At 69.0% G+C, this 26,554-nt stretch carries 28 protein-coding genes; 10 read left to right on the forward strand and 18 right to left on the reverse strand.

The genetic code is table 11. The features are described from left to right. Positions 1 to 47 precede the first annotated feature (47 nt). Entirely contained in the window at positions 48 to 473 is a 426-nt protein-coding gene (locus FK530_RS14720) for a hypothetical protein (RefSeq protein ID WP_146487781.1), read from the reverse strand. Positions 474 to 503: 30 nt separating this feature from the next. After that, entirely contained in the window at positions 504 to 1,181 is a 678-nt protein-coding gene (locus FK530_RS14725; protein ID WP_146487782.1) for a FadR/GntR family transcriptional regulator, read from the reverse strand. Positions 1,182 to 1,265: 84 nt separating this feature from the next. Here FK530_RS14725 and FK530_RS14730 point away from each other — a divergent pair, with 84 nt between their 5' ends. After that, entirely contained in the window at positions 1,266 to 2,501 is a 1,236-nt protein-coding gene (locus tag FK530_RS14730; RefSeq protein WP_146487783.1) for a CynX/NimT family MFS transporter, read from the forward strand. Between the two features lies 1 nt (position 2,502). On the opposite strand, the gene FK530_RS14735 is transcribed toward FK530_RS14730, so the two are convergent. The 9 genes from FK530_RS14735 to FK530_RS14775 all read right to left on the reverse strand — a co-directional run bounded on the left by FK530_RS14735 (position 2,503) and on the right by FK530_RS14775 (position 12,622). Further along, positions 2,503 to 3,090 (reverse strand): vitamin K epoxide reductase family protein, encoded by a 588-nt coding sequence (locus tag FK530_RS14735; protein WP_231706640.1) that lies wholly within the window; start codon positions 3,088 to 3,090, stop codon positions 2,503 to 2,505. 41 nt (positions 3,091 to 3,131) lie between these two features. Beyond that, positions 3,132 to 5,498 (reverse strand): ATP-binding cassette domain-containing protein, encoded by a 2,367-nt coding sequence (locus FK530_RS14740; RefSeq protein ID WP_146487784.1) that lies wholly within the window; start codon positions 5,496 to 5,498, stop codon positions 3,132 to 3,134. Between the two features lie 116 nt (positions 5,499 to 5,614). After that, positions 5,615 to 6,103, reverse strand: coding sequence for a hypothetical protein (locus FK530_RS14745; protein ID WP_146487785.1), 489 nt, complete (start codon positions 6,101 to 6,103; stop codon positions 5,615 to 5,617). 577 nt (positions 6,104 to 6,680) lie between these two features. Continuing rightward, positions 6,681 to 7,190, reverse strand: a complete 510-nt coding sequence (locus tag FK530_RS14750; protein ID WP_146487786.1) for an SRPBCC family protein — start codon at positions 7,188 to 7,190, stop codon at positions 6,681 to 6,683. 112 nt (positions 7,191 to 7,302) lie between these two features. Then, on the reverse strand, positions 7,303 to 8,433 hold the full coding sequence (locus tag FK530_RS14755; RefSeq protein ID WP_223120058.1) for an MBL fold metallo-hydrolase: 1,131 nt from the start codon (positions 8,431 to 8,433) through the stop codon (positions 7,303 to 7,305). Positions 8,434 to 8,473: 40 nt separating this feature from the next. Then, positions 8,474 to 9,703 (reverse strand): oxidoreductase, encoded by a 1,230-nt coding sequence (locus FK530_RS14760; RefSeq protein WP_231706641.1) that lies wholly within the window; start codon positions 9,701 to 9,703, stop codon positions 8,474 to 8,476. A gap of 2 nt (positions 9,704 to 9,705) precedes the next feature. Beyond that, complete coding sequence (locus FK530_RS14765) at positions 9,706 to 10,470, reverse strand: acetoacetate decarboxylase family protein (RefSeq protein WP_146487787.1); 765 nt, start codon at positions 10,468 to 10,470, stop codon at positions 9,706 to 9,708. After that, positions 10,467 to 11,267, reverse strand: coding sequence for an SDR family NAD(P)-dependent oxidoreductase (locus FK530_RS14770; protein WP_146487788.1), 801 nt, complete (start codon positions 11,265 to 11,267; stop codon positions 10,467 to 10,469). Before FK530_RS14770 ends, FK530_RS14765 begins: the two co-directional genes overlap by 4 nt. Next, positions 11,264 to 12,622 (reverse strand): flavin-containing monooxygenase, encoded by a 1,359-nt coding sequence (locus FK530_RS14775; RefSeq protein ID WP_146487789.1) that lies wholly within the window; start codon positions 12,620 to 12,622, stop codon positions 11,264 to 11,266. The genes FK530_RS14770 and FK530_RS14775 overlap by 4 nt, the downstream gene beginning before the upstream one ends. Positions 12,623 to 12,800: 178 nt before the next feature. Between FK530_RS14775 and FK530_RS14780 the strand changes: the two genes are divergently transcribed. Then, positions 12,801 to 13,418, forward strand: coding sequence for a TetR/AcrR family transcriptional regulator (locus FK530_RS14780; protein WP_158645107.1), 618 nt, complete (start codon positions 12,801 to 12,803; stop codon positions 13,416 to 13,418). Between the two features lie 417 nt (positions 13,419 to 13,835). Here FK530_RS14780 and FK530_RS14785 read toward each other — a convergent pair whose 3' ends face one another. Further along, the gene (locus tag FK530_RS14785) at positions 13,836 to 14,147 is read right to left on the reverse strand and encodes a hypothetical protein (RefSeq protein ID WP_146487791.1); all 312 of its coding nucleotides are present in this window, start codon (positions 14,145 to 14,147) and stop codon (positions 13,836 to 13,838) included. Between the two features lie 148 nt (positions 14,148 to 14,295). On the opposite strand from FK530_RS14785, the gene FK530_RS14790 reads away from it, so the two are divergent. Next, a complete protein-coding gene (locus FK530_RS14790; protein WP_146487792.1) occupies positions 14,296 to 14,871 on the forward strand; it encodes a dihydrofolate reductase family protein in 576 nt (191 codons plus the stop codon). A 13-nt stretch (positions 14,872 to 14,884) separates the two neighbouring features. Here FK530_RS14790 and FK530_RS14795 read toward each other — a convergent pair whose 3' ends face one another. Then, positions 14,885 to 15,820, reverse strand: coding sequence for an EamA family transporter (locus FK530_RS14795; RefSeq protein WP_231706649.1), 936 nt, complete (start codon positions 15,818 to 15,820; stop codon positions 14,885 to 14,887). A gap of 220 nt (positions 15,821 to 16,040) precedes the next feature. Here FK530_RS14795 and FK530_RS14800 point away from each other — a divergent pair, with 220 nt between their 5' ends. Then, positions 16,041 to 16,808: a DUF998 domain-containing protein gene (locus tag FK530_RS14800; protein ID WP_146487794.1), complete on the forward strand. Its 768-nt coding sequence runs from the start codon at positions 16,041 to 16,043 to the stop codon at positions 16,806 to 16,808. Between the two features lie 44 nt (positions 16,809 to 16,852). Beyond that, positions 16,853 to 17,509, forward strand: a complete 657-nt coding sequence (locus FK530_RS14805; protein WP_146487795.1) for an MBL fold metallo-hydrolase — start codon at positions 16,853 to 16,855, stop codon at positions 17,507 to 17,509. A 1-nt stretch (position 17,510) separates the two neighbouring features. On the opposite strand, the gene FK530_RS14810 is transcribed toward FK530_RS14805, so the two are convergent. Further along, the gene (locus tag FK530_RS14810) at positions 17,511 to 17,798 is read right to left on the reverse strand and encodes a DUF1905 domain-containing protein (RefSeq protein ID WP_146487796.1); all 288 of its coding nucleotides are present in this window, start codon (positions 17,796 to 17,798) and stop codon (positions 17,511 to 17,513) included. 12 nt (positions 17,799 to 17,810) lie between these two features. Beyond that, positions 17,811 to 18,227, reverse strand: a complete 417-nt coding sequence (locus FK530_RS27290) for an LGFP repeat-containing protein (protein ID WP_410468428.1) — start codon at positions 18,225 to 18,227, stop codon at positions 17,811 to 17,813. Here FK530_RS27290 and FK530_RS27295 point away from each other — a divergent pair. After that, the gene (locus FK530_RS27295; protein WP_410468427.1) at positions 18,217 to 18,579 is read left to right on the forward strand and encodes a hypothetical protein; all 363 of its coding nucleotides are present in this window, start codon (positions 18,217 to 18,219) and stop codon (positions 18,577 to 18,579) included. The two genes, FK530_RS27290 and FK530_RS27295, sit on opposite strands and share 11 nt — an antisense overlap. Before the next feature lie 46 nt (positions 18,580 to 18,625). Here FK530_RS27295 and FK530_RS14820 read toward each other — a convergent pair whose 3' ends face one another. Next, a complete protein-coding gene (locus tag FK530_RS14820) occupies positions 18,626 to 20,167 on the reverse strand; it encodes a 5-oxoprolinase subunit B/C family protein (RefSeq protein ID WP_146487798.1) in 1,542 nt (513 codons plus the stop codon). Beyond that, positions 20,154 to 21,494, reverse strand: coding sequence for an MFS transporter (locus FK530_RS14825; protein ID WP_146487799.1), 1,341 nt, complete (start codon positions 21,492 to 21,494; stop codon positions 20,154 to 20,156). The genes FK530_RS14820 and FK530_RS14825 overlap by 14 nt, the downstream gene beginning before the upstream one ends. 161 nt (positions 21,495 to 21,655) lie before the next feature. Here FK530_RS14825 and FK530_RS14830 point away from each other — a divergent pair, with 161 nt between their 5' ends. Then, positions 21,656 to 22,321, forward strand: coding sequence for a GntR family transcriptional regulator (locus tag FK530_RS14830; RefSeq protein WP_205124210.1), 666 nt, complete (start codon positions 21,656 to 21,658; stop codon positions 22,319 to 22,321). On the opposite strand, the gene FK530_RS14835 is transcribed toward FK530_RS14830, so the two are convergent. Continuing rightward, a complete protein-coding gene (locus FK530_RS14835) occupies positions 22,308 to 22,931 on the reverse strand; it encodes a LysE family translocator (protein ID WP_146487801.1) in 624 nt (207 codons plus the stop codon). The two genes, FK530_RS14830 and FK530_RS14835, sit on opposite strands and share 14 nt — an antisense overlap. A 194-nt stretch (positions 22,932 to 23,125) precedes the next feature. On the opposite strand from FK530_RS14835, the gene FK530_RS14840 reads away from it, so the two are divergent. The 3 genes from FK530_RS14840 to FK530_RS14850 are packed head-to-tail and all read left to right on the forward strand — an operon-like array spanning position 23,126 to position 26,529. Then, positions 23,126 to 24,472: an MFS transporter gene (locus FK530_RS14840; RefSeq protein ID WP_231706642.1), complete on the forward strand. Its 1,347-nt coding sequence runs from the start codon at positions 23,126 to 23,128 to the stop codon at positions 24,470 to 24,472. A gap of 23 nt (positions 24,473 to 24,495) precedes the next feature. Further along, positions 24,496 to 25,689: a lipase family protein gene (locus FK530_RS14845; RefSeq protein WP_146487803.1), complete on the forward strand. Its 1,194-nt coding sequence runs from the start codon at positions 24,496 to 24,498 to the stop codon at positions 25,687 to 25,689. Positions 25,690 to 25,701: 12 nt separating this feature from the next. Beyond that, positions 25,702 to 26,529, forward strand: coding sequence for an SDR family NAD(P)-dependent oxidoreductase (locus tag FK530_RS14850; RefSeq protein WP_146487804.1), 828 nt, complete (start codon positions 25,702 to 25,704; stop codon positions 26,527 to 26,529). Positions 26,530 to 26,554: the final 25 nt, after the last annotated feature.

Consider the following 26,554-nt stretch of genomic DNA (forward strand, 5'->3'; position numbering starts at 1 on the left):
AGGGTCGGCTCGGCGCGCCGCGGCCGGGGGCCGCGCGCGGGCGTCGATCAGACTCGGAGGACGCAGAGTTGCGAGAGGTCGAAGACCGTCCAGGGCGGGGAACCGCGCGCGAGGGCGGCGTGCGTCGCCGCGCTGGTGTCGGGAGCGCCGTCGGCGAAGGGTAGGACGGCGACGAGCGAGGGGGCGCCGACCGACTTGTGCACGACGACGGTGCCGGCGCAGTCGTGCGCCTCGTGGTCGTGGACGGCGTCGACGGTCTGCTTCTGCACCGTTTGGCCGTGCTCGGCCCGATCCGCCGCGGTGCCGCCTTCGTCGGCGGCGGCCGCATCGCGGGGCGCGCCGTGATGGCCGGTCGGCGAGGCCGTCGCGGGGGCCATCGCCATGAGAGGCATGCCCAGGTGCATGAGGAGGACGGCGAGCGCCAGAAGGATGGCCGTCGTGGCCGCCGCCCTTCCGCTCCGCATCGCCTGCACGCGCCGAATCATACCCCAGCGGGGTACCGATCAGCGTTCGCGGAGCCGTACCTCGGCGAGGAGCTCGCGCGCGGCAGCCCTGGCCGCGGGAGCGTCCCCGGCTGCGACTGCGTCGATCACAGCGATGTGGGCGCATTCGTAGGACGTGGCGAAACCCACCGGGAACTCCTGGAGATGCTCCTGCAGGACGGGCACCAGCGAGTCGTAGAACTCGAGGTAGATGGTGTTGTGGCTGGCGGCGACCACGCCCCGGTGCATGGCGAGATCGGCGGCGATGGCCTCCCGCTCGGCACCGGACTCCACCTGCTCCGGCGACCACAGCTGATTGCGGGCGTCGAGCAGCCTCCGCAGCTCGGCGACATCGTCGTCGTCGCGGCGTTCCGCGGCGAGGCCCGCCGCGGTCACCTCCAGCGCCTCGCGCAGTTCGAGCAGGTCGGTATCGCGCGCGGCCGAGAAGTAGTCGCCCAGCGTCGACGTGGCACAGGCGGAGAGGACGTAGGTCCCCGAACCCTGGCGACGCTCGAGCATGCCGGCGTGCACCAGCGCCTGCACCGCCTCGCGGACTGTGTTGCGCGCGGTGCCGGTGAGCTCGCGGAGTTCGGTCTCGGTCGGGATGCGACCGCCCACGGGCCAGCGCCCGCTGGCGATCTCACCACGGAGCTGTTCTGTGACCTGGGCTATCAAGGTCTGCCTACGTACCGGTTGCATCACAGTCATCCTATCCGGCCGGTAATCGTCTTGCCGCCATAGATCCATTCATCCTATGATTTGTGTCGACTGTAAGGAGGGCGAATGACCAGCATCGCGACCGAGCCGCAGGAGGCCGACCCCATGGTGCGATCCGTGAAACAGGGGCGACTGCTCGTACTGCTGGCGATCGTGCTGTTCGCCCTCACTCTGCGCACGGCGGTGACCTCGCTGACACCGCTGCTCACGCAGATCAGCCACGACCTGCATTTCGGAGCCACGATCATCGGCGTCTTCGGCATGCTCCCGACCGCCATGTTCGCCGCGGCGGGCATCGTCACGCCCTTCCTGACGAGCCGGATCGGTCTCGAGCGCACCACGCTGGTGGCCGTCGCCGCAACGGCGATCGGTATCGGCGTGCGCTCCCTGATGGGCGGCACCGCGGGCCTGCTGGCCTTCTCGTGCCTCGCGCTGATCGGCATGGGCGTCGGCAACGTCGTGCTTCCTCCGCTGGTCAAGCGCTATTTCTCGGACAACGTCGCCGTGCTCAGCACGGCGTACCTCACCTGTGTGCAGCTGGGCACCATGGTTCCCGCACTCACGGCGGTGCCGGTTGCAGAGGCCTACGGTTGGCGCGTCTCGCTCGCGATCTGGGCGATCATCCCGATCGCGGCGTTCCTGCCGTGGCTCGGCATCGTCCTGGCTCGGCGCGGCCACGACGTGGAGGACGTGACGGGAGAGGCGCCGTCGGAGCCGACCGGCCGAATCTGGCGCTCGCCCCTGGCGTGGGGCGCGGCCGCGATGTTCGGCATGACCTCGCTCAACACCTACGCGATGTTCACCTGGATCCCCACGATCCTCTCGGACGCGGGCGGCAGCGCCGCCCTCGGCGGGAACATGGTGGCGCTGTTCTCCGGCGTCGGCTTCGTGGCGACGCTGGTGGTCCCCAGCCTGTGCACGCGGATGGCGAACCCGTTCCCGCTGGTGATCGTCTTCCTCGGCTGCTTCGTCGTGGGCTTCCTGGGCCTGCTGTTCGCGCCGATGACGCTGACCTGGGTGTGGGTGATCGCGCTGGGCCTGGGACCGACGACCTTCCCGATGGCCCTCACGCTGGTCAACCTCCGCACGCGCACGGGCGCCGGATCGGCCTCACTGTCGGGCTTCATGCAGGGCGTGGGCTACCTCGCGGCGTGCGCCGGCCCGCTCGGCTTCGGCCTGCTGCACGAGGCCACGCACGGCTGGACCGCGCCGTTCATGATGCTCTTCGCCTGCCTCGTGGTGCTGGGTCTCGGCGCCTACCAGGCGTGCAAGCCGCGCATGCTCGAGGACACCTGGAACTGATCTAGAACTTGCTGCTCCAGTAGTCCCAGAACTGCACGCCGATCAGGGCGAGCACCACGATGTACCAGAGCAGCACGAGGGCGGCCAGTCCCTGCTTGACGGGCTGCGTCGCCTTCGGGCCGAGCGCGGCGGCGACGGCGGTCGCGAGCACGATCGGCATGATCGTCCAGACGAGCATGCACCACAGGCAGAGCGCGTGGATGACGAACAGGCTCGAGTAGATCAGGAAGATCACGAGCGCGAGACCGGCCGCGGCCCCGATCGCGAGGCCCGTCCAGAACCAACGGGGGAGGGCGACCCCGCCGAGGGCGAGCACCCCGGCGACGATCACCACGGAGAACGACGCGATCCCGATCAGCGGGTTGGGGAAGCCGAACAGCGAGCCCTGCCAGGACTGCATCACGGAGCCGCAGGAGATCGTCGGGTCCAGGCTGCAGCCGGGGACGAAGTTCGGATCCTCGAGCAGCTTGATCTTGTCGATGGTCAGCATCGCCGAGGCCAGCAGCCCCAGCACACCGGTCACGAGCAGCAGGATCCCGGTGATGCGACGATTCTCTGTGGCGGGCACGGTGGCCTCGGTGGTGGACACGTCAGCGATGGTAGGCGACGAACCTGAGCGCGCCGTCACCGTCAGGCTCCCACGTACGTCGCGAGGTGCTCGCCGGTGAGCGTGGCGCGCTCCGCCACCAGGTCCGACGGGGTTCCCTCGAAGACGACCCGGCCGCCGTCGTGCCCTGCGCCCGGACCGATGTCGATGATCCAGTCGCCGTGCGCCATCACGGCCTGGTGGTGCTCGATGACGATGACGGACTTGCCGGCGTCGACGAGCCGGTCCAGCAGGCCCAGGAGCTGTTCGACGTCGGCGAGATGCAGACCCGTGGTCGGCTCGTCGAGGACGAGCACGCCACCCTTGTCGCCCATGTGGGTCGCGAGCTTGAGCCGCTGACGCTCGCCTCCCGAGAGGGTGGTCAGCGGCTGCCCCAACCCGATGTAGCCCAGGCCCACGTCGTTCAGGTGGCCGAGGATCTTGTGCGCGGCCGGGATCTTCCCCTCGCCCTCGGCGAAGAACGCGAGCGCCTCCGCGACGGGCATCGTGAGCACCTCGCTGATGTCCTTCCCGCCGAACCTGTACTCCAGCACGGCCGCCTGGAACCGCCGGCCCTCGCACTCCTCGCAGGTGGTGGAGACGCCGGCCATGATGCCGAGGTCGGTGTAGATCACGCCCGCTCCGTTGCAGGCCGGGCAGGCCCCCTCGGAGTTCGCGCTGAACAGGGCGGGCTTGACGCCGTTCGCCTTGGCGAAGGCCTTGCGGATGTGGTCCAAGAGGCCGGTGTACGTGGCGGGATTACTGCGTCGGCTGCCCTTGATCGGGGTCTGGTCGACGGTGACCACGCCCTCGCGCGGGCTGATCGAGCCGTGGATGAGCGAGCTCTTGCCCGATCCGGCGACGCCGGTGACCACCACGAGTACGCCGAGCGGCACGTCCACGTCGACGTCCTGGAGGTTGTGCTCGGTCGCGCCGCGCACCTCGAGCACACCCGACGGTGCCCGCACCCCGTCCTTGAGGCGGACCCGGTCGTCGAGGTGGCGCCCCGTGAGCGTGTCCGCGGCGCGCAGGCCGTCGACGGTCCCTTCGAAGACGATCTCGCCGCCGGCGGTGCCCGCCTTCGGGCCGAGGTCAACGACGTGGTCGGCGATGGCGATCGCTTCGGGCTTGTGCTCGACGACGAGGACGGTGTTGCCCTTGTCGCGCAAGCGGAGCAGCAGGTCGTTCATGCGCGCGATGTCGTGCGGATGCAGCCCGATCGTGGGCTCGTCGAAGACGTAGGTGATGTCGGTCAGGGAGCTCCCCAGGTGCCGGATCATCTTGGTGCGCTGCGCCTCACCGCCCGACAGCGTGCCGGCGGGCCGATCGAGCGAGAGGTAGCCGAGGCCGATCTCGACGAAGGAGTCCAGGGTGAACTGCAGGTTCTCGATGAGCGGCGCCACCGACGGATCCTGCACGCCGCGGATCCAGTCGGCGAGATCGCTGATCTGCATGGCGCAACAGTCGGCGATGGACGCGCCGTTGATCTTCGACGAGCGCGCCAGCTCGGAGAGCCGCGTGCCGTCGCACTCCGGGCAGACGCTGAACGCGACGGCGCGCTCGACGAAGGCGCGGACGTGCGGCTGCATGGCGTCGACGTCCTTGGACAGGAAGGACTTCTGGATCTTCGGGATGATGCCCTCGTAGGTGAGGTTGATCCCCTCGACCTTGATCTTCGTCGGTTCCTTGTAGAGCAGGTCGTTCAGTTCGCGCTTGGTGTACTTCGCGATCGGCTTGGCCGTATCGAAGAAGCCGCTGCCTCGGTAGATCCGGCCCTGCCATCCGTCCATGCTGTAGCCGGGAATGGTGAACGGGCCCTCGTCGAGCGACTTCGACTCGTCGTACAGAGCGGTCAGATCGATGTCGCTGACGTTGCCGCGCCCCTCGCAGCGGGGACACATGCCGCCCGTGATACTGAAGCTGACCCGCTCCTTCACCTCGCGGCCGCCCTTGTCGTGTTTCACGGCGCCGGCTCCGCTGACGGAGGCGACGTTGAAGGAGTACGCCTGCGGGGAGCCGATGTGCGGGTCGCCGAGCCGGCTGAACAGGATCCGCAGCAGGGCGTTGGCATCGGTCGCGGTACCGACGGTGGAGCGGGGGTCGGAACCCATTCGCTCCTGGCCGACGATGATGGCCGTCGTCAGGCCGTCGAGGACGTCGACGTCGGGCCGGGCGAGCGTGGGCATGAATCCCTGCACGAAGGCGCTGTAGGTCTCGTTGATGAGGCGCTGCGACTCGGCGGCGATCGTGCCGAAGACGAGCGAGCTCTTCCCCGATCCGGAGACGCCCGTGAACACCGTGAGACGGCGTTTGGGGAGTTCGATGCTGACGTCCTTGAGGTTGTTCTCCCGCGCCCCGTGGACGCGGATCCTCTCGTGACTGTCGGCGGCGTGCGGGACGGACTGCGGCATGGACGCTCCTGATGACCTCGTACGGCAACCGCACCAGAGTACTGGCGCGGCCCGTCCGGAAACAGAGAAGTCGAGCACGCCCGCGGGCGTACTCGACTTCGTGGACGGGGGAGCGATCAGTCGTTGTACTGGGAGAGCGAGACCTCGCCCCACTTGTACCGGTTGCCCGGAGTGAGGGTCGCGCGACCGAAGCCCTCGAGGTCCTCGAAGCCGCTCCAGTTGTCCTCGCCGTCGGTGAGTCCGAAGGCGTAGACATCGGTGCCGAGCAGGTGCTGGACACCCACCGTGTAGCCCTCGACGTTGGTGACCAGCATCGGCATGCGGTGCATGTCGACCATGAGGTCGTTGTCCTCGGGGTTGAAGGAGATCAGCTTCTCGCCGGAAGCGGACAGCTGCCACTTGATCTTGTCGACGGGGCCGTCCTTATCGGAGAAGTCCAGCACCTCGGCGAGCCGCAGCGCGCAATCCGCACTGTAGGTGGCGATCAACGAGCCGGTCTGGCGCACCCGGCCCTCGCGCTCGACGCGCTGAGCACGGGCTTCCTCATCGTGCTTGCGAACGAGTTCTTGTGCGCGCTTGAGGACGGAGAGGTCTTCATTGGTCATGGTGTTAACAATAGCGTTATCTGACCACCGATGGTTGACGTTGGCCCCAGGAAGTCGCGTGTCGGCACCGGATTCTGCTGTGAACCGATGCCGACCGCCGATGGGGTGCAGCACGCGCGTCGCGGCGGCGTGCGCGAAACGATTACCGGCCGTGGCGATCTGACGGAAGTTGACGAGTGAGCCGCGGTGCGCCGCACGGCGGGCCGCCCGCGGGTTCGGCGCACTATCGATCATGTCAATCAAATCGATCATTCTTGAAATCGAATCTATGGCCATTTGGCGCGTATCGGAGCTCGCCAATACAGACGTCGGTCGAGCAAGGTCGAGCCCGGGGAGGCTGAATTGCACGGTGTCCTCGAGCGAGACGTCCACTGCGCGCGCGGCCGCTGCTTCCTCACGACTGTGCCTGCCCATTTCTCCTCCTTGTCCACACGAACGAAAGATCCGTTCTGTCGCGAGTCGACTCGCGAGATAAAGAGTAGGAGACCATCGGTTGCTATTGCAATAGCAACCGATGGTCTCCTCCGCGCCCGCTTCGCCGCTCACCGGGAATGGAGGGCGCTCCGCGGTGGCCGGGTCAGGTTGGTGTGTTGAGCTGGTCGAAGTGCGCACGAGTGTCGCGCACGAGACGACCCACGATGAAGGGCATCGCCGCACGGGTCATGATCGCGGGAGCGGCAACGGCGACCACGAACTCCCACCGGACACGACAACCCCCGGGGGCGGCGCTCACCGTGATCCGTTCGCCGAGGCGCCGGATTCCCGGGACCGTCGCGGAGGTGACGCTGAACGCGGCCTGTCCTCTTCCCATTCGAGCGTCGGGCTTCTCCCACACGAAGAACTCCTCGTGCACGCCGGCGCCGGGCGCCATCGTGACCTCGCGCGTCGCCCCCGTGCAGTCACGGCGCTGAGAAACCCACCGGGTGCTTCGCGCCAGCGAGAACCACCTCTGCGGGCGCTCCTGGTGCAGTTCAGCCCAGAAGACGTCCGGCGCGACGGGGAGCTCGAATTCGGTCTCGTAGAATCCGCTCGAGCGTGATCGTGCGTCGAACATGTCGCTCGTGACTCGCTGCGGCGTGAATCTCATGGTGTGGCTTCTCTCCTTGTGATGATCGGTCGGGACGACCGGTACTCGTTCGAGGTCACTCGAGTAGGTGCTGTGGTCGCGAGGCACGTCCGGCGGATGGGCGCGGCTCGACTCAAGCGACCCGATGGCTGATCCGACGGTGCGCGAACGTCGGCGCCGTGCCGGGACTCGCCGGATTCGCGGTGAGCTCGCTCGACGGGAAGAACTGAAGGAATCGCCCGTCCCTCTGTGCGTGGTCCACGAGCGTCTTCTCGACGACCACCGAGTTGTACTGCTCGAACGTGGTCTCGATCGTGTTCCCGTTGATGACGACCTCGTGTCCCCAGGACCGCGCCGACCGTGCCAATCCAGGAATCTTCGAGGCCGCGGGGGTGAGACATTCCGCGGCGATGGCGTTCTCGCTGACCGCCCAGATTCCCGTGTCGGTGTTGAGCACGAGAGATTGGTTGCCGACCGCGTGCCCCGGCGTCGCGATGAGAGCGACACCCGGCCCCAGGACGACGCTGCCGTCGAGAGCGAGAATCTTCTCAGGGGGCAGATCGACAAAGGTGCGCGGCTGATACCAGGGACGTTGGAACGGATGCAGGTCGGCCATCGCATCGAGCTCGACGCGTTGTGCGAGCAGCTTCGCATTCGGGAAGGCCGCTGACACGGGGGCGGTGGGACTGATGTCCGCCTGCGGGCGGGTGGTACCGAGCCACCGGCGCACATCCTGGGTGTGGAGGTGGTCGAACGCCAGATAGTCGACGTCCTCCGGCTCGACACCGGCCTCCCGGCACGCCGAGAGGACGTCGTTGTGCTCAGTCACGAAGACTTTTCGAGCGATCCGTGGAGTGAATCGCTCGAGTTCGGCGAAGTAGGGCGTGTACGAGTCCAGCTCGTGGTCGCTCGGTTCGAAGAGCATCGTCTTCGTGCTGCCGTCGGAATCGGTCCACCGGATGATCAACATCCGGTTGGTAATGGTGAGGAACGGCGTCGGAACGAAGGAGCCGCGAAACAGGCCGTACCGAGTGGGGTACGGCAACGAGATCAAGTCCTTCGTGGCGACGAGGTCCGGCGTACCCGATGTCAGGAAATCCGAGCGGAATGCCACAGCGGCATCGCGTGCCAACCGCAACCGTGCACCGAATCCACCGGATGCGGAGTGCGTCCGGTCGAAATGGCCGATCGAGGTGAATCCGGCTGCGATGTCCGAGCGGGGAATGGAGAGGGTGTCGTTTTCGATGAAGTCGGCGATGGCCACGTCAAATCTCCTGGAGAGGGAAGGGAACGGACGGAGCGAGCTATCGCGGGATGGATACCTGCTTGCCTGCGGCCACGGTGATGCGCGTCAGCGAGCGGGCGAGCGTACGCAGACCGGGCCGGCGCTGAGGGGTCTTCCCCGCCGCGATCCTGTGCAACTGATTGTTGTGCCACGCGAGCTCCAGGTACCCGTCCGCGGGACGGTAGCCGACGCGCGGCGCGCTTCGCGGGAGCTCCGGCACGACACCGCTGAGCAGATGTCGCGGATAGTCGGGGACGAAGGTCAGCGGACGTCCCACGCCGATCACGTCGACGATGCCTTCCATCAGTATCCGCTCCATCGCCCGCGGGTCGCGCAGGCCACCGGTCAACATGATCGGCACCGCCGACGAGGCCCGGATGCGCTGAGCGAACTCGACGAAGTAGCCCCGGCCGTCCGCACCGGTGCTCTGCCCTGCGGCGACGCCCGTCATGGCGGGCTGCTCGTATCCACCACCGCTGATCTCGAGAAGGTCGATTCCGGCCTCGCCGAGGGCCAGGGCCACCGTCAGCGCCTGGTCGGTGTCGAACCCACCGCGCAGGAAGTCCGTCGAGTTCAGCTTGACCGAGACGGGAACGCCGGCGCCGACTGCGGCGCGCACCGCTGCAACGGTCTCGAGCAGCAGCCGCATGCGTCCGGCCTCGTCGCCGCCCCATTCGTCGGTGCGGAGGTTCGCGATCGGGGAGAGGAACTGAGAGAGCAGGTATCCGTGGGCGGCGTGCACCTGGACACCGTCGAAGCCGCCCGCCACGGCGAGCTCCGCGGTTCGTGCGAACTTCGCGATCATGCCCTTGATGTCAGCGGCCGAGAGTTCGCGCGGTTTCCGGAGGTTGTAGCCGGGCACCGCACTACGTCGCGCCGACGGCGCGACGGGACGACGGTTGAACGGTGACACCGCGACTTTGCCGGGGTGGTTGATCTGGGCCCAGATCTTGGCATGGGTTCCCGACGTCGCCCCCGTCCATCGGCGGATCGCATCCAGGTCCCGCGCATCGTCCAGGATCACGTTGCCGGGTTCGGTGAGGGCCCCGCGATCGATCATCACGTTCCCCGAAAGGAGGAGGCCGGCGCCGCCCGCGGCCCAGACCGCGTACAGGCGGCGCAGTTCGTCGCTCGCGGTGCCGTCGCGCTTCGCCAATTGCTCGCTCATGGCGGCCTTGGCGATTCGATTCTGCAGGGTCTGACCACACGGCAGAACCAGGGTCTCGGACAGGCGGGGTTGGGTCATCATGCTCACAGCACTCTCGGTCGCAGGCGGGTCAGGGAGAACAGGGGAGTGAGGGGGCGCAGTGGCACCGGCGGGATCCCGGCGGACAGGTTCACGCGATGCAAGCGCGCTTCGACGACGGATCCCAGTCCCATACGGTCGAGGGGATCGCGATCAGTCCCACCGATCCGGAAGTCGTCGAGGTGGACGGCACGAGTCTCGATGGGGTGCTCACCAGGAGTGAAACCGATGATCCTGGGCAGCGCGAGGCCGAGGGTGCCCGAGACGTTCCGATGGGGACGACCGAGGATCGGCGGAGCATCCTCCAGCACCGCGCCGATCCGGCCGCTCATACTGATCAGGTCCGTACCGCGCCGTGACGCCGTGGCCGAGATGAAGGGGGCCTCGAGCTTCCATTCGATCTCGCCGAGCTTCTTCGGGTATCCGAGTAGCTCGCGGCCCAGTATCAGGGCCACGTCGTCGTCGAGGATCATCCACGGGCAATGGATGCCGGTGCGGCCACCCACCGTCTTGATGTGCACGAACAGCCCCGCTTCGTGGTAGACCGAGCCGTAGGTGCAGTGCGGGAACCACGCGGTGAAGAGGTCGGCACGCCCAGGGGTGACGGCGTGCACACCGGCGGGAAGCCAGGACTGCATCGTCGGCACATCGACCTCGACCGTCGCGGAGAAGTAGTGCGCGTCGCGGTACAGCAGACCGCGCGGAGGTGCGAGCGCGAGCGCTTGCCGCACGCTGCCACGCACGCCGTAGTCCGCGCCCCGCCCCCTCATCGGAGATCTCCGTAGGCCTTGCGGAGGATCGGGTTGAGAATGCTCCGCGGCGCGTACTTGCCGCCGAGATCCTGCAGCTTGGCGGTTGCGCCGGGCACCACCCGGCGCCGGCCGGCGGCAGCGCCCCGCACCGCCGCTTCTGCGGCGGTTTCCGCAGTGACCCAAGCAAATCCGGGGAGGTGCTGCTCGATCGCACCGAGATTCGAGACCTCGGCGAACTCGGTGCGCACCGGACCGGGCGCGAGCAGCGTGCAGGTGACACCCGTACCCACCAACTCACCGTGAAGCGATTCGGACAGGGTGTTGGCGAACGCCTTGGTCGCCGCGTACGTCGCGTTGTTCGGACTCGGCTGGTTCCCGGCAGTCGAACCCGTCACGAGAATCACCCCGGAGCCGCGGGCCACGAGAGCGGGCAGAAGTCCGACGACCAGGTCGTGGACCGCGACCACGTTGAGGTCGACCTGCTCTCGCTCACGCTGCGGATCGAGCTCGAGGATGCTGCCGTAACTGGCGAAGCCCGCATTCAAGCAGATTCCACTGACGTCGATCGTGTCGAGCTGTCGTATCAGCTCCGCCCTCGCAGCGGCGTCGGCGAGGTCGCAGGGCACGACGTCGACGGTCACCACGTAGCGAGCGGACAACCTGTCCGCCAGTGCGCGCAGACGGTCTTCGCGACGCGCGACGAGGATCAGGGAATGTCCGCGGCGCGCGAACGCCTCGGCCAGGGCCTCGCCGATGCCGCTGGAGGCGCCGGTGACCACGATCCGGGCGTGGGGGGTGGGAGTGGGCAGGCTCATGACGGGATGGTCTCCTCGGGCTGGGCGATTCGGGTGGCAGGGGGCTCCGGGAACGGAGGCGCGGCGGATTGGAACGCAGGGGAGTGGGGGCGGAGCACCGATTTCGCGACCAGGACTCGGAGAACCTGCCGCAGGATCCGGATGCGGCCGAGGATCTCCGCCGAGCCGGCGAGCATCGTCGCGCGCGCCGGGATCCAGCGGGCCATCACATCCGAGAGCGGTTCGGTGAAGTGTGTCTGAGCCGGGATGGCTTCAGCGAGGAACGCCGAGCCGTGCGAGATGATCCTGCCGGCACCGGACCGCGGGGCTACGAGGCCCATCAGGTAGAGGTTGGCGAACCGCGGGGCGAGGACGTGCTCGACGAGCAGGGGGTCGCCGTTCTCCCAGACGAACATCGACTCATCGAGCATCGGGAACCGAGTCCGAAATCCGGTAGCCCAGACGACCGTGTCGTACTCGGTCGCGGTGCCGTCCACGAAGTGGACGACGGCACCGTCGAACCGCTCGATCTCGGGCCTCGGACGCACTCTGCCGTGCCTGAGCGCGTACATGAGCGACGAGTTGACTGTTACGTCGCGGGTGAACAGCTTGTGATCGGGGCGCTGAAGCCCGTAACGCTTGTAGTTCCCGTAACTCAACCGCAGCATCACCTTGAATCCCGCTCGCTGCAGGGGCATCGGTAGCCACAGGCGGTCGAATTCCGAGGCGGGTACTCCGAAAATCGTCTTGGGGATGAACCAGTACCCGCGCCGCATCGAGATGTCTGCCGCGCCGAAGGTCGCCGATGCCTCGACGGCGATATCGCTGGCCGAATTCCCCGCGCCGACCACCAGTACGCGACCTCCGTCGCCGAGATCCGCCGGTCGCTTGTAATCCTTGGAGTGGAGCTGCCACCCCGTGAACACGCCGGGGTACTGAGGGAGGTGCCGCTCCCAGTAGTGGCCGTTCGCGACGACGACCGCCTTGTAGCGTCGCTCCTCGCCCGAGGCGAGCCGAACGATCCACCCCGCCATCCCCGAGGTGTCGACGGGGCGGACCTCGACGACTTCCGTGTTGAACTCCAGGTGCGTCGCGAGCCCGAAATGGTCGACATAGGACTGCAGGTAGGCCAACATCTGGACCCGGCTGGGAAACGTCGGATAGTCCTGCGGCATGGGGAATTCGACGTACTGGGTCGATGCCTTCGAACTGATCAGATGGGTAGAGTCGTAGACGCCATGAGACCAGTTGCCCCCGATCCTGTCGGTGGCCTCGACCTGGTCGTACGGAACGCCCGCCCGTTTCAGCGCACCCGCGACGCCATTGCCGACGTAGCCCGCTCCGATGACGCACACGCGATCGCTTCGATTCTCCACTGTCTCCAGCTCCTCATCCGATGGACCGGAACATCGATTCCGGTCGGATCCTGCGGAACCCGCGAGGGTTGAGACGGAAACCGCCTCCAAAGTTACACAGAGTGTAGCTACACTGACTGTAACTCTGCAAGTCGTAGGATTCGACCGACGACTCGAGCAGTCGAGAGGAGCGTGTGGGATGAACGATGCGACGACAGGACGTCGGCGCGCGTACGCACCGCGAATGGCGCCGGAGGACCGACGGGAGCATCTCCTCGACGCCGTCCTGACGGTCATTGTCGATCACGGAGTGCACAAGGTGTCGATCGAGACGGTCGCCGAAGCGGCTCACGTCTCCCGGCCCGTGGTGTACAAGCACTTCGAGGATTCGGCGGCCCTGCTGCGAGCATCGCTGGCCCGAGAGGAAGCGCGCGCAATCGCCCAGTGCTACGACGCCGCACGGCGGGCGCGAACGCAGGGAGGGCAGGACGACGTTGCACTGGCCCTGTACGCGAACCTACTGGACATGTTCACCGACTCGCCCGACCTCTGGCGAGCCATCCTGCAACTGGTCGACAGCGCGACGCCCGCGTTCCGGCTGGCCGTCGACCGCGGCCGCGAGCAGGCAGCAGCAATCGCTGAAAACGTGTTGACGACGGACACACCGGACGACGGTGCCGACCACCAGCTCTACGCAAGGATGATCGTGGCGATGGTGATCGAATCCGGCAGGCTACTCCTGACCCGGCCCGACACCTTCACCAAGGACCGCCTGATCTCCGGTGCGAGCCGTGCGATCCACGCCTACCAGCCGTGATTACGTCACTGTGACGTATTGGCGCTGCGGAGAAGGAAGGAGCTCCGGAGGAGACGCCATGGATCGGGGCCGCCGGATTCGCCACCGAAGATCACCCAACGAGGGCCCGACCACGAGCGGGCACAGCGCCGCCGACTCGCGCGCCGCAGACTGGGCCCGAGACGTCATGAGCGCGCCGCCGGGGCGCGACATCCGCACAACGCAGCCGACATCGAAGACGCGTCACTGACGCGATACGCAACTGGATCGAAACAGGTGGATCGACGAGGCTTGAGCCGAGCAGCCGAACCGACGTCGTGACCCTACTCGCCGATAATCTACATTATGACATTACGCACCGAGAAGCGTGGGCGGGCACGTCTGAATCCGAGCCGCCTCGATCTGCCCCCCTCCCGCCGTCAGTCGTCGATCCAGCCGTCAGTTGTCGATCCAGCCGTCGTACCGATGCGCGTCGCGCTCCGGGTCGTGGAGACGTCGACTCCGCATCAACAGCCCGACCCCGGCAGCCAGTACCGGAAGGGCGATCAGCAGGAGGACGATCGGCTGCATCCCCCGCTCCCGGAGAACGATCAGGTGTACAGCAGCGATCCCGGCGACCGAGGCGACGGTGATCACCCCGACGATCGGCGCGGCGCCCACGTGAAAGACGCGGCCGATCCGGCCGCAGGCAGCCAGCAGGAGTCGCGCGACCACATACACAAGGACGGCGATGACGCGGTACACCATCACGTCGTCGATTATACATGCATATATTCGCATGTACATACATACTGCGGAGGGGCTCAGGCACCGACACCGATAGGTGACCCGCGGTTCTCCGAATCGAAGCGAGCACGCACGAACGATCCGGGAAGATGACGGTGACCGGAGGTACTGCATGGCGCGGCTGATCTACCCCACGAACATCTCCCTCGACGGATACATCGAAGACGAGAACGGCGATTTCGCCTGGCTCCCCGGCGATGACGACGTCTTCGCCGCGCACACCGACCTCATACGGTCAGCGGGCACGCTCCTCTACGGCCGCCGTCTCTACGAGACGATGTCGGCGTGGGAGACGGACCCTGCGCTCGCCGACCGCTCGCCCGCGGCGGCCGAATTCGCCGCGGGGTGGCGAGCATCGAGAAAGGTCGTCTACTCGACGACGCTGACGGCACCGTCGACCACCCAGACCCGGATCGAGCGCGCCTTCGATCCTGACGAGGTACGCGAGTTGAAGTCCGCCGGCGACCACGACCTCCTCGTCGGCGGCGCCGATCTCGCCGCGCAAGCACTCGCAGCGGGACTCGTCGACGAAGTACGGCTTTTCGTCCTACCGCTCGCGGTCGGCGGCGGCAAGTCCGGCCTTCCGATCGGGGCGCGAGTCGACCTCGACCTGATCGACCACCACCCCTTCAGCAGCGGCGTCATCGCCCTCCGTTACCGGCCCCGCAGCGCGCCCGCAGGGCGGTGACCACGGGCGGCGACTACGGGCGACCGCCCTCCGGGGGGATACCGCCGCCGGTCGGCGCGCCGACGGCGATCGACTCCTCGGCGACGGGGTCGGTGCGATCGCCCGCCGACGGCGCAGCCGTCCGACCGGCCATCATCCAGCTGACCGCCATACCGGCGCCGACCACCATCACCATGCCGAGGAGCGCGGCCGGATCCAGGCTCTGATGCAGGAAGGTGGCACCCACCACGGCGCCGATGACGGGATCGAGACCGAACAGCAGCGCGATCACCGCGGCCGAGGCCCGCGCCGCCGCGACCGCATCGCACGTGTACGACACCACGACGCCGAAGAACGCCGCCGCCAGCAACAGCGCGGCGGTCCGCAGGTTCAACTCGCCGATCGCGCGGAGCGAGAAGGGCGCCGTGGCTGCCGCCGCGATGGTCACCGCCAGCGCCAACCGGGAGAGCGGCTGATGCTGGCGCCCCACGCGTTCGGCGAGCACTGCGTAGCCGGCGAAGCAGAGACCCGCGGCCAGGCCGAACCCGACACCGACCAGATTGACGCCGCTCCCCTGGCCCGCCATCAGCACGACCCCGGCGAGCGCGATCGGAGCGCAGCACCGCTCCCGCCAGCGTTTGGCCATGACGAACGCCAGACTGCAGGGCCCGAGGAAGTCCAGGGTCACTGCGACCCCGAGCGGAAGTCGGTCGATGGCTTGATACAGACACAGGTTCATGGCCGCCATCACGACCCCGAAGCCGGTGATCGCCCACCACTCGCGGGCAGTCACCCGCCGCAGGTCAGGACGCGTGAGAGCGCACATCATCACCGCCGCACCCGCCATGCGCAGGCCGGACGCGGGCGCGGGCCCCGCCCTGCCGAAGGTCTGGAGCGACAGCGCCGATGACGTCTGCGTGCTCACCGCGCTGACGAGCATGGTGGACGACGACTCCCAATGGCGACGCATGCGCACGCGGAACACCTCACTCGATCGGATTCCACCGACCCCGGCGGACGGTGGCGACCTCACCAGAGTAACGTTACTTAGCCGAAACAGTTTAGTGACATCCTGCACACAGGAGAGTCACAGCGCCCGCCACGGACAATCAGCCGCCGCGATTCCACGGACCGGCCGTCGGGAGACGCGCGCCACAGCGCTCGGAACTCCGGTGCGCTAGACATACTGAATGCCGCTAACGATCGATGCGCTTCCTCGAGCCCGCCCCGCCACCGAAATGAGCCGGCGCCGCACCGTGCTCGCCGGAGTCCTGCTCGTGTCGACCGCGCTCTACTTCCTCGCCGAGCTCGTGGTCTCCCTGCGCTGGCCCCGGCCCTACGACTGGTCGCGCAACATGATCAGCGACCTCGGCGTCCCCGAATGCCTCGGGGAGCTCAGCCGTGACGGCGGGCTCGCCGTCGCCGACCGCTTCGTCTGCTCGCCCTGGCACCCCGTGATGAACACCGCGTTCGTCGTGGTCGGAGCGCTCGGCTTCGCCGCGGCCGTGGCACTGCGGCCCGTCCTGCCCCGCCCGTGGGCCGCCCTGACGCTCGCGCTCGCGGCGGTGAACGGGATCGCTCTGGCGTGCGTGGGCCTGTTCCCCGGCAGCGCCGGTGAGTTCCCCGACGGGCCGCGAGCGCGCATCGTCGTGCACCCGATCGCGGCGTACGTCGAGCACGTCACGGGGCTCGCGCTGATGGCCGTCGCGGTCCTCCTCCTGGTGCGAACACGGACGAGGCTCGCGGCTCTCACCGCGCTGTTCATCGCCGTCTCCGGCCTCGCCGCACTGGTCATCCCCTGGGCGAACCCGCTGGGCGCCGGCGGGACCGAGCGCGCCGCGATCGATCCGTTCCTGTGGTGGCGATGCGCCCTGGGCATCGCTCTCCTCGCCGTCGCCCGACGGTCGCGAACGTCCGATCCGAAAGCACCCGACCCGATCACCCTTGACCTGAAGTAATGTTGCGGTCGTAGCGTCGGAGGCACCCCACGAGAGGAACTCCGATGCTCACCACGATCCGGCCCGACCTCGTCGAGACTCCCATGTTCTCCCCGTTCCCGGGACTCACCACCCACGCGTACCTCTGGACGCCTGCGAACGGCGGCAACATCCTCTTCTACTCCCCCGGCGACGACGCGGAATTCGACGCCCTTGCCGACCGCGGGGGCGTCACCCACCAGTACCTGAGCCATCAGGACGAGGCGGGCCCGATGCTGCGGGCCGTCGCGGAGCGGTTCGGCGCGGTCCTTCACGCCCCGGCGCGTGACCTCGCGGGCATCACGGAGCACGCCACCCCGGGCGTCCTGCTCGCGGATCGCACCGTCGACGCGAACGGCGTCGAGGTCATCCCGACGCCCGGCCACACCCCGGGGAGCACGTCCTTCCTCGTCATCGGCGTTGACGGTGCGCGGTACCTGTTCACCGGCGACACCCTGTTCCGCGCCGCGGACGGCCGGTGGAACGCCGGGTACATCCCCGGCATGAGCGACGGCGAGTCCCTGCTCGCGAGCCTGGAACTGCTCGGCGGCCTCGAGCCCGATCTCGTGGTCTCCAGTGCCTTCGCGGGCGACCGCGGTGCCCACGCCGTCGATCCCGCCGGCTGGCGGCACACCGTCGCCGAGACGGCCGCGCGCCTCGCATCCGGCGTCCTGCGCCGGTGACTCAGTTCAGCCGCTGGCTGAGGTGCACAACGACCTCGTCGCCGTCGGTCTTGCCGATCCGGCGGCGGATCGCGGCGGCGACGGGGAGCTTGTGCGTCCCGTCGCCGAGGGCCATGAACGACGAGGTGAAGGGCTCGCCGTCGACGGTGCCCGAAACCTTCACCAGGCCGCGGGTGCCGAAGATCTCGGCGGAGTCGGGCAACTGCACGCACGTCCAGGTGTCGCCTTCGCGCACCTTGCCGAGGACTGCGGTGAACGTGATGTCGATCGGTCCCGCGGTATCCGCCATCGTTCTGCCCTTCTAGATCCCCGCCGGGACGACCTTGCCGTTGACGGTCACCTCAACCTTGCCGGTCTGCGTGTTGAAGCTGATCCTCCCGTGTTCGAAGGTGGTCTGCTTGACCGCTCCGGAGGTGGTCTCGTCGCTCGTCACCGCACCGAGCGGTCCGGCGGAGCCGTTCTTCCCCTCCGGGTCGGGCTTACCGTCCGGGCCGCGCTCGATGTTCCAGGCGTCGCGGATGCGGCCCCACGTGATGTACGCGGGCGTACCGGCTGCGGCGCTCTTCGCGGTGATCACGCCGCCCTTGAACTGCTGGAAGATGACGCCGCTGTCGCGGGTGCCCGCGTTGTGATCGCCCGTGAGGACGACACCGAGCGAGGCGCGCTGAGCGGCCGTGGCCGCGGAGTACTTCGCGGCGATCGGGCCCGTGAGTGTCACCTCGCTGCCGTCTGCCCCCTTCACCTTCACCGATCCGGGCGCGGCCTTCCCCGACGATCCCGCCGCCCCCGAGGACGAGGCCGAGGTCGCCGAGCCCGAGGAGTGCGCCCCGGAGGACGGAGCGGACGAACCGGCCGTGGTCGTGGTTGTCGGCGCGGTCGCCGACGACGTGACCGCCACATCGTCGCTCGTACCGCTGCTGCCGCACCCCGCGGCGGCCAGCGACACCGCCGCCAGGGCTGCGACCACGCCGACGATCCGCCGATCTGCGAACTTCCTCATGGGGTCCTTCCGGTCTTCCTGCGAGTCGTTCGAGCGACCGTGCGCGAACCGCCCGTGGACCCGACCCTAACCGCACGGGCCCGTTCGAGAGCACGGTTGCGCCGAGTGCGACGGAGTCACCTTCCGTCGGCGAAGGACACCATCGAGCCCAGGGGCAGCTGTGCCAGACGATCGAGGTACTCCTCGGCGACGACGGCGAGCACCGGATAGCCACCGGTCGTCGGGTGGTCGACGACGAAGACGACGGGGTGGCCGGACGGCGGAACCTGGATCGCGCCGGGCACGAGCGCTTGGCTCTGGACCTCGCCGCCGAATCGCTCGAGCGGCCGCCCGGTGAGGCGGACCCCGACCCGATCGCTCTGCGGCGTGACCTCCCACTCCTCGTCGAGCAGGTGCTCCCAGGCACCGTCGGGGAAGAGGCCGGCATCCGGCCCCGGGGTCACGCCGAGCACCGTGGGGCGGCTCCCGTCCGGAACGGCGGGCACCGTCTCGGGCACGCCGACGGCGGTTCGCGGCGCCCGTCCGACGGGCAGCACCGCGCCGGCGGTGATCGGGCCGGGACCGAGGTGGGCGAGCGTGTCGGTGCTGCGGCTGCCCAGTACCGGCGGGACATCGATGCCGCCGCGGACGGCGATCACGACGCGCAGCCCCGCGGTCACGGGCCCGATCTCGAGGAGGTCGCCGTCGTCGAGGGCGAAGGGACGCCCGCGCTCGACGGTGCGCCAGTGCCCGTCGGGGGCCTCCACGACGAGCTCGGCGTCGGCGCCGGACACCGCGACGACCTGCTCCCCCACGGCCACCAGTTCGACACCGCCGCCTACGTTCTCGATACCCGCGGCGTGCTCGGGATTGCCGACGAGGCGGTTGGCCTGCCGCAGCGCGGCTCGATCGGCCGCGCCCGACCGCGTGACTCCGATCGCCGCCAGACCCGGACGGCCCAGGTCCTCCACGAGGCTCTGCAGCCCGGTCGCGCGAACGAGCAGACCGCTCGTCGGGGCTGGGCCGGGATCGGGCGGCGCGGGCGCTTCGGGCACGACGATGCGCTCGCGGACCGCGGTGAACCGCACGCGCGCACCGGGGACGAGGAGGGCCGGCGGGTCGCGGTCGAGCGACCACAGCTCGGCTTCGGTGCGGCCGATCAACTGCCAGCCGCCCGGCGAGGTGCGCGGGTAGACGGCGCTGTACTCCCCTGCCAGTCCGACGGAACCCGCGGGAACGCGGACGCGGGGCGAGGAGCGGCGCGCGATCTCGGGCCCGGGCTCGGCCGACCGCAGGTAGGCGAATCCGGGCGCGAAGCCGAGGAAGCCCACGTGCCAAGAGCGTTCAGTGTGCATCCGCACCACGCCCGCGGGATCCGTGCCGAGCAGCTCCGCCACGTCCCGCAGGTCCTCGCCGTCGTAGACGACGCCGATCTCGACGAGTGGACCGTCGGCGACCCGCGGTTCCGGCGGCTCCATCGCCGAGAGGATGCGCTCCGCTTCTCCGGCGGACCGGGCCCCGTCGAAGAGGACGGTGATCGTCTCGCCTCCCGGCACCAACTCGCGCTGTCCGGGCAGGGGTTCCGCGGCGAGGCGGGCGCGCAGCGCTTCGACGGCGCCGGGTACCACCCGGACTCGCACGGCCCGGGCGCCGAGGCGACGGACGTCAGTGCGGGACATCGATACCGTCCGGGGCGTCGGCGAGCAGTTGCAGTTCTTCCTCGGGGGCGGGATCGCGGCCGATGCACATGCCGGCGACGGTCGCCACCGCCGTGATCGCGACGTAGACGGCGATGATCACCCACGAGTCGGTCCAGCGGAAGAGCACGGTGAAGATGAGCGGCGCCATGCCGCCGCCGACGACGCCCGCGAAGGTGTAGGCGAGAGAGCTGCCCGCGTAGCGCAGGCGGGCGGGGAACTGCTCGGTGATGAACGCCGCCTGCGGCCCGTACATCAGCGCGTGCAGCGACATGCCCACCACCACACCGATCGTCAGCAGGACACGGCTGCCCGACTGGATCATCAGGAACAGCACCGGAACCCACGCCGCCGTGAGCACCGCTCCGATGCCGTACACGAGGCGACGGTTGAACCGGTCGGTCAGCGACCCCGCGAGCGGCATCACGAAGATCTGCACGGCCGACCCGGTCAACACTGCGGTGAGCACGGCGCTCGTCGGGAAGTGGAGCTGCTTGGTGGCGTAACTGGCGAGGAAGACGGTGAGCAGCGAATAGAGAACGTCGGGGCAGATACGGGAGAGCGCCGCCGCGAGGAGAGCCCGCGGGTGACCGCGGAGCACCTCGGAGATCGGGGCCTTCGGCTGCTCGGCGCGCTCGGCGATCGCCTGGAAGACGGGGGTCTCCTCCAGCCTGAGCCGGATCACGAGCCCGAAGACCACGAGGACGGCGGAGAGCAGGAAGCCGATGCGCCAGCCCCAGTCGCGGAAGGCGTCCTCGCTGAGCACGGCGGCGACCAGCGCGAGCACGCCGTTCGCCATGAGATTGCCGACGGGGACGCCGATCTGCGCAGCGGACGCCCAGAAGCCCCGCTTGCGCGGGTCGCCGAACTCGCTGGAGAGCAGCACCGCGCCGCCCCACTCACCGCCGACACCGACGCCCTGCGCGAACCGCAGCAGCACGAGGATCGTCGGTGCGACCACGCCGATGGTCCCGTAGCTCGGCAGGACGCCGATGAGCACGGTGGCGATGCCGATCAGGAGCAACGTCGCGACCAGGACGTTCTTGCGTCCGATCCGGTCGCCGAGGCGGCCGAAGATCACGCCACCGAGCGGACGGGCGAAGTACCCGACGGCGAAGGTCGAGAAGGACAGGAGGAGTCCGATGAATGGGTCCTCCGCGGGAAAGAAGACGTGCGGGAAGACCAGGGCCGACGCGACGGAGTAGAGCGCGAAGTCGTAGTACTCGAGCGAGGTGCCGGTGAGGCTGGCGATGTACGCCTTGATCGCGCCCTTCTGCGGCGCGCCCGTGCCGGATTCTGTCGTGGGCATGGCGGGACCTCTTCTCGGTCGGGCGGTCGGGCGGCGTGAGTCTGTGGTCGACGGCCGTCCACGGGATGTGACCCACACCATATGCGATTGTTGAACAATTTGTCACGCTCTTCGCGCTGATTTGTTCAACAAGAATGCACCCGCCTCGTACGATCGGACCGGTGAGCACCGGACGACAGCGCGGCCACGCGGCCACCGACGCGACGGACGACCTGCGGCGGGCGATCGTCGAGGGCGTCCTGCGCCCCGGCGATCCGCTCCGGGAGGAACGCCTCGCCGCGGAACTGGGCGTCTCCCGGAACACGCTGCGCGAGGCGATGCGGACACTGGCCCACGAGGGACTGATCGCGCACGAGGCGAACCGCGGCGCCCGGGTCACCACGCCCACGCGCGCGTCCGTGCGGGACATCTACCTGGTGCGCCGCACCGTCGAACCGCCCTCGCTGCGTGCCGCGGGCCCGGACCACCCCGCCGCCGTCCGGATGCGCGACGCCGTCGACGCGGCGCGGGCCGCGGCGCGGCTCGGCGACTGGCAAGCCGTCGGTACCGCCGACCTCGAGTTCCACCGCGCGATCGTGGGGCTCAACGACAGCCCTCGGCTGGACGCGGTCCTCGACTCGATCCTGGCCGAACTGCGCCTCGCGTTCGGCGCCTTCGCGGACCCCGAGTTCCTGCACGCCCCGTTCCTCGACGACAACGTCGTCATCCTCGAGACTTTCGAGAGCGGCCGGGGTGACGAGGCGGCAGCCCTCCTCGTGGAGTACCTGCTGCGGTCCGAGCGGACGCTGTTCGATTCCCCCGCGTCCCGACCCGCTACCGCTCGGTGACGAGCTTCGCCCCGAACCCGATGAGCGCCACGCCGGCCAGACCGTCGAGGAACCGGCGCGTCCGCGGTGTCTGCATCCACCGGGTCACCGTGCCGGCGGCGGCGATGAGGACGCCGCAGTAGACAGCGGTCAGCGCGATGTACACGCCGCCGAGCGCCAGGGTCGTCCAGGTCACCGAGTAGCCGGTGGGCACGAAGCCCGGCAGCAGGCTCACGAAGAGCACGCCGATCTTCGGATTCAGGATGTCGGTGAGGAAACCCGCGCTGAATCCGGCCGTGCGCCACGACGGCGCCACCGGGAGCGGCGGCTCGCCCAGGGCGGACCCGCGCACGACGGCGCGCAACGACTGCACGCCCATGTAGATCAGGTACGCGGCGCCCACGAACTTGAGGGCCGTGTAGCCGTACTCGCTGGCCTTGAGCATCGCCGAGAGCCCCAGGACCGCCGCCACGACCCAGATCACGAGGCCGCTGAGCACCCCGAGGCTCGTCCGGATCCCCGTGTTGCGACCTCCCTGCACGACGCCGCGGACCACCACGAGGGTGTCCGGGCCGGGCAGGATCACCAGGAGCGCCGCAGCGGCGGCGAAGGAGAACAGGGCGACGAGCATTCGATGATCTAAGCAGGCGATACGAGCTACCCGGAAGTCACCTCGTCCTGCCTGCACACCGGAATTCGTCACCGTCGAGCCATTGTTAGGATTACTAGCAACCCAACGCCGATCACGAAGGCATCGCCCTGTCCCAGTCATACTCCCGCGCCGCCGTCGCCGTCCTGTGCGCCGCGGGGATCGTGGTCGCACTGATGCAGACCATCATCGTGCCGCTGATCCCGCAGCTCCCCGCGCTGTTGAGGACCACGCCGTCGAACGCCTCGTGGACGCTCACCATCACCCTCCTCGTGGGGGCCGTCGGCACGCCGATCGCGGGCCGACTCGGCGACATGTTCGGCAAGCGGCGGGTGCTCCTCGGCAACATGGGCGCGGTCGCCCTGGGCTCCGCCGTGTGCGCCGTGTCGACGGCACTCGCGCCGTTCCTCGTGGGCCGCGGCCTCCAGGGGCTCGGCATCGGCGCGATCGCGGTCGGGATCAGCATCCTGCGCGACATCGTGCCCGCGCGGCAGCTGGGCTCCGCCGTCGGAGCGATGAGTGCGTCCCTGGGGGTGGGCGGCGCGCTGGGACTTCCGTTCGCGGCGTCGATCGCCCGGCACATCAGCTGGCACGCACTGTTCTGGATCTGCGCCCTCGCCGCCGTCGGCTGCGCAGCGGCCATCCTGCGGTTCGTCCCGGAGGGGCCGTCCGACGCCGGCGGCCGGTTCGACGTGGTCGGCACGCTCGGCCTCACCGCCGTCCTCACCTTCGTGCTGCTCCCCCTGTCCAAGGCCTCCGAGTGGGGCTGGACGGACCCGCTGACCCTCGGCATGTTCGCGGCGTTCGCGATCTCGGCGGTCGCCTGGTGGCGCTACGAGCGCCGCACCCCGAATGCGTTGATCGACGTCGACACGCTGATCAGTCGCCCCATCCTGCTCACCAACATCGCCTCCGTCGCCACGGGTTTCGCCTTCTACGCCATGCAGATGATGCCGATCCAGATGCTCATGGCGCCCGAACAGGCGCCCGCGGGCCTCGGGCTGGACATGGTGCCGGCGAGCCTCGTCCTCATGCCGACGGGGCTCGTGATGTTCGGCTTCTCCTACGTCAGCTCGTGGATCACCGACCGGCACGGCGCACGCCTGTCCCTCGCCATCGGCGGCGTCGTGATCGGCGGCGGATACCTGGTCCTGCTCGCCGCCCTCGCCGGTCCGTGGGGCGTCGACTGGCTGTGGATCCTCGCCGCCAGCGCCCTCGTCGGCGCGGGCCTCGGGATCGCCTACTCCGCGATGCCGGCGCTCATCATGTCGGTGGTCCCGGTCTCGCAGACCGGCGAGGCGAACGGGGTCAACGCGCTCATGCGCTCCGTCGGCACGTCCATGGCGACGGCCGTCGTCGGCATGGTGCTGACCGGCGCGACCGTGCTGACGACGACGCCGTCGGGCACCGTCAGGACGCCCTCCGCCGGCGCCTACGAGGCCACGATCCTGATCAGCCTCGCCGTCTGCGCGCTGGCGGTCCTCTGCTCCCTCGCCATCCCCCGCCGCCGGGCCGCCGCGTGAGCCCTGCGGACTGTTAGGTTGGCGTGGTGCCGATCACGCCGTCCGCCCTGTCCCGCGCCGTGACCAGCCACGTCGGCGGCCTCCTCCGCGGTCTCGCGACGCCCGATCCCATCACGCCGATCGGTCCTCCGAACTGGTCGGGGCTCGACGCTCGGGAGTACACGGGCCCCGCGCTGCCGCCCGGTACGCCGATCGAGCGGGTGCCGCTCGCTCGGGAGCTCGGCCTCCACGACGCCGCCCAGGCCCACCGCTTCCTGTACGCCACCACGAACCAGCACGGGGCCGCCGTGAGCACGGCCTCCCTCTTCCTCCCGGCGGGGACCGCGCCGGAGGGCGGGTGGCCCGTCATCGCGTGGGCGCACGGCACCGTCGGGCTGTGCGACGACGCGACCCCCTCCGCCCAGCCCCAGTCCGAGCGGCAGGTCTTCTACCTCGGGCACTGGCTGCGGCACGGCTACGCCGTGGTCGCCACCGACTACGCGGGCATGGGCACCCCCGGGCTGATGAGCTATCTCAACGGGAAGGTCGAGGCGCACAACCTCATCGACTCGGTTCAGGCGGCGCGGCAGCTCGGCCTGCCCCTCGCCCGACGGTGGGCCCTCGTCGGCCAGTCCCAGGGCGCGGGCGCGGCGATGAACGGCGCCCGCTACGCCACCGAGTTCGGCGCCGAGCACGACCTCGACCTGCGCGGCGTCGTCGCCACCGGCACGCCCGCGAACATCGAGCGGGTCGCGCAGTTCCTCCGTCCGTCCTTCCCGCCGCTCGCGCTGCCGCCGCTCACCAACGTCTACGCCGCGTACATCCTCGCCGGGATCCGTGATGCCCGGCCCGATCTCGGGATCGATTCGCTGCTCAGCGACGAGGGCCGGCGGATCGTCGACCTCGCGGAGGGCCTGAGCCTCTACGACACCCGGGACGCGGTCCGCGGCGCGAAGATCTCGACCTGGGTCACCGCTCCCCTGCGATCCATCCCGGGGATCTACGACGCGCTGCACGAGCACATGGGCACCCCGGTGACCGGGTACGACCGACCGATCTTCCTCGGCCACGGCCTCACCGACATCGACGTGCCCGTCGCCTCCGGGCTCTCGCTCGCCGCGGCCCTGGCACTGCACCGGCAGCCGGTGACGCTCAAGCTGTACCCCACCGACCACTTCGGCACCGTGTACGCGGCCGCCGACGACGCCGCCGAGTTCCTCGCGCGGGTCATGGATTAAGGAGAACCGACCATGAAGGACTTCCACGGCAAGGTCGCCGTCGTCACCGGCGTCGCCTCGGGCATGGGCCGCGAACTCGCCCTCGAACTCGCGCGCCAGGGCGCCAAGCTCTCGCTGTGCGACTACGACCCCGCAGGCCTCGAGAAGACCGCGGAGGACGCCCGCGCCCTCGGCGCCGAGGTGCACACCAAGGTCGTCAACGTCGGCGAACGTGAGCAGATCCTCGCCTACGCCGACGAGGTCGCCGAGCACTACGGCGTGGTCAACCTGGTCTTCAACAACGCCGGCATCGCGCACCACGCGAGCGTCGAGAAGACCTCCTTCAAGGACTACGACCGCCTCATGGACGTGGACTTCTGGGGCGTGGTCAACAGCTCCAAGGCCTTCCTGCCTCACCTCATCGCCTCCGGCGACGGCCACATCGCCAATACCAGCTCGATCTTCGGCGTTCTCGGCGTCGGCGGCCAGAGCGCCTACAACGCCGCAAAGTTCGCGGTCCGCGGCTTCACGGAGGCGCTGCGGATCGAGATGCTCGCGAGCGGCCACAACGTGGGCGTGAGCTGCGTGCACCCCGGCGGCATCAAGACCGACATCTGCAACAACGCCACCGTCGGCGAGGGGCAGGACCAGGCGTCGTTCGCCGCGTTCTTCAACAAGTACCTCGCCCGCACGAGCGCCGACTCGGCGGCCCGTACCATCCTGCACGGCGTCAAGAAGAACCACGGCCGCATCCTGATCGGCCCCGACGCGGTGGCGCTGGACCTGCTCGTTCGGGTCACCGGCTCCGGCTACCAGCGCATCATGTCCTTCGTCGACGGCCAGCAGTCCCGGTTCCTGTAGCCGGGCGCACCGCGGACAAGCGAAC

Origin of the sequence: Tsukamurella conjunctivitidis, from assembly GCF_007858475.1 — a bacterium.
In the GTDB taxonomy this organism is placed as follows: domain Bacteria; phylum Actinomycetota; class Actinomycetes; order Mycobacteriales; family Mycobacteriaceae; genus Tsukamurella; species Tsukamurella conjunctivitidis.

What these genes read in the sequence shown, in the direction of transcription:
- FK530_RS14725 (WP_146487782.1), bottom strand. Translation starts at nt 1,181, where the DNA reads ATGCAACCGGTACGTAGGCAGACCTTGATAGCCCAGGTCACAGAACAG.
- FK530_RS14730 (WP_146487783.1), top strand. Translation starts at nt 1,266, where the DNA reads ATGACCAGCATCGCGACCGAGCCGCAGGAGGCCGACCCCATGGTGCGA.
- FK530_RS14740 (WP_146487784.1), bottom strand. Translation starts at nt 5,498, where the DNA reads ATGCCGCAGTCCGTCCCGCACGCCGCCGACAGTCACGAGAGGATCCGC.
- FK530_RS14745 (WP_146487785.1), bottom strand. Translation starts at nt 6,103, where the DNA reads ATGACCAATGAAGACCTCTCCGTCCTCAAGCGCGCACAAGAACTCGTT.
- FK530_RS14750 (WP_146487786.1), bottom strand. Translation starts at nt 7,190, where the DNA reads ATGAGATTCACGCCGCAGCGAGTCACGAGCGACATGTTCGACGCACGA.
- FK530_RS14760 (WP_231706641.1), bottom strand. Translation starts at nt 9,703, where the DNA reads ATGATGACCCAACCCCGCCTGTCCGAGACCCTGGTTCTGCCGTGTGGT.
- FK530_RS14765 (WP_146487787.1), bottom strand. Translation starts at nt 10,470, where the DNA reads ATGAGGGGGCGGGGCGCGGACTACGGCGTGCGTGGCAGCGTGCGGCAA.
- FK530_RS14770 (WP_146487788.1), bottom strand. Translation starts at nt 11,267, where the DNA reads ATGAGCCTGCCCACTCCCACCCCCCACGCCCGGATCGTGGTCACCGGC.
- FK530_RS14780 (WP_158645107.1), top strand. Translation starts at nt 12,801, where the DNA reads ATGAACGATGCGACGACAGGACGTCGGCGCGCGTACGCACCGCGAATG.
- FK530_RS14790 (WP_146487792.1), top strand. Translation starts at nt 14,296, where the DNA reads ATGGCGCGGCTGATCTACCCCACGAACATCTCCCTCGACGGATACATC.
- FK530_RS14795 (WP_231706649.1), bottom strand. Translation starts at nt 15,820, where the DNA reads ATGCGTCGCCATTGGGAGTCGTCGTCCACCATGCTCGTCAGCGCGGTG.
- FK530_RS14800 (WP_146487794.1), top strand. Translation starts at nt 16,041, where the DNA reads ATGCCGCTAACGATCGATGCGCTTCCTCGAGCCCGCCCCGCCACCGAA.
- FK530_RS14805 (WP_146487795.1), top strand. Translation starts at nt 16,853, where the DNA reads ATGCTCACCACGATCCGGCCCGACCTCGTCGAGACTCCCATGTTCTCC.
- FK530_RS14810 (WP_146487796.1), bottom strand. Translation starts at nt 17,798, where the DNA reads ATGGCGGATACCGCGGGACCGATCGACATCACGTTCACCGCAGTCCTC.
- FK530_RS14820 (WP_146487798.1), bottom strand. Translation starts at nt 20,167, where the DNA reads ATGTCCCGCACTGACGTCCGTCGCCTCGGCGCCCGGGCCGTGCGAGTC.
- FK530_RS14825 (WP_146487799.1), bottom strand. Translation starts at nt 21,494, where the DNA reads ATGCCCACGACAGAATCCGGCACGGGCGCGCCGCAGAAGGGCGCGATC.
- FK530_RS14835 (WP_146487801.1), bottom strand. Translation starts at nt 22,931, where the DNA reads ATGCTCGTCGCCCTGTTCTCCTTCGCCGCCGCTGCGGCGCTCCTGGTG.
- FK530_RS14840 (WP_231706642.1), top strand. Translation starts at nt 23,126, where the DNA reads ATGCAGACCATCATCGTGCCGCTGATCCCGCAGCTCCCCGCGCTGTTG.
- FK530_RS14850 (WP_146487804.1), top strand. Translation starts at nt 25,702, where the DNA reads ATGAAGGACTTCCACGGCAAGGTCGCCGTCGTCACCGGCGTCGCCTCG.